The organism is Streptococcus pseudopneumoniae ATCC BAA-960 = CCUG 49455 (assembly GCF_002087075.1).
GTDB classification, from domain to species: Bacteria; Bacillota; Bacilli; order Lactobacillales; family Streptococcaceae; genus Streptococcus; species Streptococcus pseudopneumoniae.
The window spans coordinates 77,708-83,746 of record NZ_MWSM01000018.1 but is presented as its reverse complement, the minus strand read 5'-3'; the positions used below and the strand labels follow the sequence as shown (position 1 = coordinate 83,746).

Sequence of the window (6,039 nt, the reverse complement as noted above, 5' to 3'; positions counted from 1 at the left end):
TTCACGGGTGGTTATGACTTTCATTGAGTATAAGTCAAGTAATCACTTTGAAGTTTCAAAGCTTACTTTTAAGTTTTCTTTAAGAAAACTATATTATTCTGAAGAACTCTAAAATTTCACAGCCATTTATTAGCAATGACTACAGAATTCCTGGTCATTACTAGAAATGGACTAGTTTCTTTGAATAATAGAACTCCTTAATCCTTCTATTCTAGAACGGGAGGGCCGGTATTTCTTTCATGATAGGACTAGATTGTGGTATAATAGAGAGAATAAGTTTTTTTAGTAAGACAAAGGAGAAAATAGATGATTTATGCAGGAATTCTTGCTGGTGGAACTGGCACACGCATGGGAATCAGTAACTTGCCAAAACAATTTTTAGAGCTAGGTGATCGACCTATTTTGATTCATACAATTGAAAAATTTGTCTTGGAACCAAGTATTGAAAAAATTGTAGTTGGGGTTCATGGAGACTGGGTTTCTCATGCAGAAGATCTTGTAGATAAATATCTTCCTCTTCATAAGGATCGTATCATCATTACAAAGGGTGGTGCTGACCGTAATACGAGTATTGAGAAAATCATTGAAGCTATTGATGCTTATCGTCCGCTTACTCCAGAGGACATTGTTGTTACCCACGATTCTGTTCGTCCATTTATTACACTTCGCATGATTCAGGACAATATCCAACTTGCCCAAAATCATGACGCAGTGGACACAGTGGTAGAAGCGGTTGATACTATCGTTGAAAGTACCAATGGTCAATTCATTACAGATATTCCAAATCGTGCTCACCTTTATCAAGGACAAACACCTCAAACATTCCGTTGCAAGGACTTCATGGACCTTTACGGTTCTCTCTCTGCTGAAGAGAAGGAAATCTTGACAGATGCATGTAAAATCTTTGTGATCAAAGGAAAAGATGTGGCCTTGGCTAAGGGCGAATACTCAAACCTAAAAATCACAACAGTAACAGATTTGAAGATTGCAAAAAGTATGATTGAGAAAGACTAGTAAAATGATTAATCAAATTTATCAACTAACTAAGCCTAAGTTTATCAATGTCAAATATCAGGAAGAGGCTATTGACCAAGAGAATCATATCCTCATCCGCCCTAACTATATGGCTGTCTGTCATGCGGATCAGCGTTACTACCAGGGAAAACGTGACCCCAAGATTTTGAATAAAAAGCTTCCAATGGCAATGATTCACGAGTCATGTGGAACCATCATTTCTGACCCGACGGGAACCTATGAGGTTGGGCAAAAAGTTGTCATGATTCCCAATCAGCCTTCTATGCAGAGCGATGAAGAATTCTATGAGAACTACATGACAGGGACCCATTTCTTGTCTAGTGGTTTTGATGGCTTTATGAGAGAGTTTGTTTCTCTCCCTAAAGATCGTGTGGTGGCTTATGATGCTATCGAAGATACGGTTGCAGCCATTACAGAGTTTGTCAGTGTTGGCATGCATGCCATGAATCGTCTATTGACCCTTGCTCATAGCAAGCGGGACCGAATCGCCGTTATCGGAGATGGAAGTTTAGCATTTGTGGTTGCCAATATTATCAACTATACTTTGCCAGAAGCAGAGATTGTGGTTATTGGTCGTCATTGGGAAAAGTTGGAACTTTTCTCTTTTGCCAAAGAATGCTATATTACGGATAATATTCCTGAAGATTTGGCCTTTGACCATGCTTTTGAGTGTTGTGGTGGTAATGGTACTGGACCGGCTATAAATGACCTGATTCGCTACATTCGTCCTCAAGGAACGATTCTCATGATGGGAGTTAGCGAATATAAAGTCAATCTCAATACTCGCGATGCCTTAGAAAAGGGCTTGCTCTTGGTTGGGTCCTCTCGTTCTGGTCGCATCGATTTTGAAAATGCAATCCAAATGATGGAAGTTAAGAAATTTGCCAATCGTCTTAAAAATATCCTTTATCTAGAAGAACCTGTAAGAGAAATTAAAGATATTCACCGTGTCTTTGCGACCGACTTAAACACAGCCTTTAAAACCGTGTTTAAGTGGGAAGTATAAGTGCTGGAGGTTAATTGTGGAGAAAATCATTAAAGAGAAAATTTCTTCCCTACTTAGTCAAGAAGAGGAAGTCCTCAGTGTTGAACAACTGGGGGGAATGACCAATCAAAACTATTTGGTCAAAACAACAAATAAGCAATACATTGTTAAATTCTTTGGTAAAGGGACAGAAAAGCTTATCAATCGACAAGATGAAAAGTACAATCTTGAACTACTAAAGGATTTAGACTTAGATGTAAAAAATTATCTTTTTGATATTGAAGCTGGTATCAAAGTAAATGAGTATATCGAATCTGCGATTACACTTGATTCAAGGTCAATCAAGACCAAATTTGATAAAATTGCTCCAATATTACAAACCATTCATGCTTCTGGTAAGGAATTAAGAGGAGAATTTGCTCCTTTTGAGGAAATCAAAAAATACGAATCCTTGATTGAAGAGAAAATCCCTTATGCCAACTATGAAGCTGTTCGAGAAGAAGTCTTTTCTTTAGAGAAAAGACTGGCTGACTTAGGTGTTGACAGAAAATCTTGTCATATCGATTTGGTGCCTGAAAACTTTATCGAATCACCACAAGGACGACTTTATCTGATTGACTGGGAATATTCATCAATGAATGATCCAATGTGGGATCTGGCTGCCCTCTTTTTAGAGTCTGAATTCACTACCCAGGAGGAAGAAGCCTTCTTGTCTCACTATGAGAGTGACCAAACACCGGTTTCTCGTGAAAAGATTGCCATTTATAAAATTTTACAAGACACTATTTGGAGTCTATGGACTGTCTATAAGGAAGAGCAAGGTGCAGATTTTGGTGACTATGGTGTGAATCGTTATCAAAGAGCTGTTAAAGGTTTGACTTCTTATGGAGGTTCAGATGAAAAGTAAAAACGGAGTTCCTTTTGGTCTACTCTCAGGTATTTTCTGGGGTTTAGGTCTAACAATTAGTGCTTACATCTTTTCGATTTTTACAGATTTGTCGCCCTTTGTGGTGGCCGCTGCTCACGATTTCTTGAGTATCTTTATCTTACTAGCTTTTCTCTTGGTAAAAGAAGGAAAAGTTCGCCTCTCAATTTTCTTAAATATTCGCAATGTGAGTGTCATCATCGGAGCCTTGCTAGCAGGCCCTATCGGTATGCAGGCCAATCTTTATGCGGTTAAGTATATCGGAAGTTCCTTAGCTTCATCTGTGTCGGCTATTTACCCTGCGATTTCAGTTTTATTGGCTTTCTTCTTTTTGAAGCACAAGATTTCAAAAAATACTGTATTTGGGATTGTCTTGATTATTGGAGGGATAATTGCTCAGACCTATAAGGTTGAACAGGTTAATTCCTTCTACATTGGTATTCTCTGTGCTTTAGTTTGTGCTATTGCATGGGGGAGTGAGAGTGTCCTTAGCTCCTTTGCCATGGAAAGTGAATTGAGTGAAATTGAGGCCCTCTTAATCCGTCAAGTAACTTCATTCTTGTCCTATCTTGTGATTGTGCTCTTCTCTCATCAGTCATTTGCAGAAGTGGCCAATGGACAATTACTAGGTCTCATGATTGTCTTTGCAGCCTTTGATATGATTTCCTACTTGGCTTATTATATCGCTATCAATCGCTTGCAACCAGCCAAGGCTACAGGCTTGAATGTGAGCTATGTAGTTTGGACGGTCTTGTTTGCAGTTGTTTTTTTGGGTGCACCGCTAGATATGCTGACCATTATGACGTCACTTGTCGTTATTGCTGGAGTTTATATTATTATTAAAGAATAAAGGAGATTCGTGTGAAAGCCATCATCTTAGCAGCGGGATTGGGAACTCGCTTGCGTCCTATGACTGAAAATACCCCTAAAGCCTTGGTTCAGGTTAATCAAAAACCCTTGATTGAATACCAAATTGAGTTTCTCAAAGAAAAAGGAATCAATGACATCATCATCATTGTCGGTTATCTTAAAGAACAATTCGATTACTTGAAAGAGAAATACGGTGTTCGTCTCGTTTTCAATGATAAATACGCTGACTACAATAACTTTTACTCTCTCTATCTTGTAAAAGAAGAATTGGCCAACAGCTATGTTATTGATGCCGATAACTATCTCTTTAAAAATATGTTCCGCAATGATTTGACTCGTTCGACTTATTTTAGTGTTTATCGTGAAGATTGTACCAACGAATGGTTCTTGGTCTATGGAGATGACTACAAGGTTCAAGACATTATTGTTGATAGCAAGGCAGGTCGCATCCTTAGTGGTGTATCCTTCTGGGATGCTCCAACTGCAGAAAAGATTGTCAGCTTTATCGATAAGGCTTATGCAAGTGGCGAATTTGTTGATCTCTACTGGGACAATATGGTTAAGGATAATATCAAAGAGCTAGATGTCTATGTCGAAGAATTAGAAGGCAATAGTATCTATGAAATCGATAGTGTCCAAGACTACCATAAATTAGAAGAAATTCTTAAAAACGAAAATTAAAGATTCCAACATCTGACAAAATAGTCGGATGTTTTTTTGATTTTTTACGAACTTTTACGAATAGATAGATGAGTAGAAAAAGAAATGGAGTTATTTATGAAAATCACAAACTATGAAATCTATAAGTTAAAAAAATCAGGTTTGACCAATCAACAGATTTTGAAAGTGCTAGAATACGGTGAAAATGTTGATCAGGAGCTTTTGTTGGGTGATATTGCAGATATATCAGGTTGCCGTAATCCAGCCGTTTTTATGGAACGTTATTTTCAGATAGACGATGCGCATTTGTCGAAAGAGTTTCAAAAATTTCCATCTTTCTCTATTTTAGATGACTGTTATCCTTGGGATTTGAGTGAAATATATGATGCGCCTGTACTTTTATTTTACAAGGGAAATCTTGACCTCCTGAAATTCCCGAAGGTAGCGGTCGTGGGCAGTCGTGCTTGTAGCAAACAGGGAGCTAAGTCAGTTGAAAAAGTCATTCAAGGCTTGGAAAATGAACTGGTTATCGTCAGTGGATTAGCCAAGGGCATTGACACAGCAGCTCATATGGCAGCTCTTCAAAATGGCGGAAAAACCATTGCAGTGATTGGAACAGGACTGGATGTGTTTTATCCTAAAGCCAATAAACGTTTGCAAGACTACATCGGCAATGATCATCTGGTTCTCAGTGAATATGGACCTGGCGAACAACCTCTGAAATTTCATTTTCCTGCCCGTAATCGCATCATTGCTGGACTTTGCCGTGGCGTGATTGTAGCAGAGGCTAAGATGCGCTCGGGGAGTCTCATTACCTGTGAGCGAGCAATGGAAGAAGGACGCGATGTCTTTGCTATTCCTGGTAGCATTTTAGATGGGCTATCAGATGGTTGCCATCATTTGATTCAAGAAGGGGCAAAATTGGTCACCAGTGGGCGAGATGTGCTTGCGGAATTTGAATTTTAAACATTATATAAGCTAGAATACTGAGAAAAATCAATTTTTAATAGAAAATGAAGTAAATATCCCCACAATAAATGCATAGTATCAGTTTTTTCAGCACTTGATATTATGCGTTTTTTCTAAGTGAATAAGTAGAGTGGAGGACTTTTCCCAGAGGAAGGAAAGCAATTTAGTGTAATTGAGAAAGGAGAGTTGCTTGTGACTAATCTTGGTCAGCTTATTATCAGGGAGCTGTATCGTCTCAAGTATTGCCAGTAAGGAAAAATAAATTCTTCAAAAGTAGAGATTACAAGGCTTGTTTAAGAAAGAATTCAAAGACCTTGACAGATAAAAATAAAATGGTTATTATAAAAAATGGTCTGAAATTGATGATGACACTCTTCGAAAATCTTTTTACGTCATCAGCTTTGTCTTGCTGTGTTTTGAGCAAGCTACGGTGAGCTTCCGAGTTTGATTTTCATTTACTAGAAATGAAACTGATGAGAGACATCAGTAGACATTTGCGTCAGGATATGATGGAAAATGATAAAAAGACCTCATGAGATTGGCATATCAGACTACTAAAGTATTGAGTTTGTTAGGATTTTATACTCAATGAAAA

At 38.1% G+C, this 6,039-nt stretch carries 6 protein-coding genes; all 6 read left to right on the top strand.

The window, feature by feature from the left end; translation table 11 throughout:
- Positions 1-306 precede the first annotated feature (306 nt).
- The 6 genes from B4W83_RS04790 (at position 307) to dprA (ending at position 5,441) form a co-directional block, all read left to right on the top strand.
- Positions 307-1,014, top strand: a complete 708-nt coding sequence (locus tag B4W83_RS04790) for an IspD/TarI family cytidylyltransferase (protein ID WP_000638489.1) — start codon at positions 307-309, stop codon at positions 1,012-1,014.
- A gap of 4 nt (positions 1,015-1,018) precedes the next feature.
- Entirely contained in the window at positions 1,019-2,041 is a 1,023-nt protein-coding gene (locus B4W83_RS04785) for a ribitol-5-phosphate dehydrogenase (RefSeq protein ID WP_000609870.1), read from the top strand.
- Positions 2,042-2,057: 16 nt separating this feature from the next.
- Positions 2,058-2,927, top strand: a complete 870-nt coding sequence (gene licA / locus B4W83_RS04780) for a choline kinase LicA (protein WP_000411222.1) — start codon at positions 2,058-2,060, stop codon at positions 2,925-2,927.
- On the top strand, positions 2,917-3,795 hold the full coding sequence (locus B4W83_RS04775; RefSeq protein WP_000837608.1) for a DMT family transporter: 879 nt from the start codon (positions 2,917-2,919) through the stop codon (positions 3,793-3,795). The genes licA and B4W83_RS04775 overlap by 11 nt, the downstream gene beginning before the upstream one ends.
- Positions 3,796-3,806: 11 nt before the next feature.
- Positions 3,807-4,496 carry a sugar phosphate nucleotidyltransferase gene (locus B4W83_RS04770; RefSeq protein ID WP_000643965.1) on the top strand — a complete coding sequence of 230 codons (690 nt, stop codon included), beginning with the start codon at positions 3,807-3,809 and terminating at the stop codon, positions 4,494-4,496.
- A gap of 96 nt (positions 4,497-4,592) precedes the next feature.
- Positions 4,593-5,441, top strand: coding sequence for a DNA-processing protein DprA (dprA, locus tag B4W83_RS04765; RefSeq protein ID WP_000705307.1), 849 nt, complete (start codon positions 4,593-4,595; stop codon positions 5,439-5,441).
- The last annotated feature ends 598 nt before the right edge of the window (positions 5,442-6,039 follow it).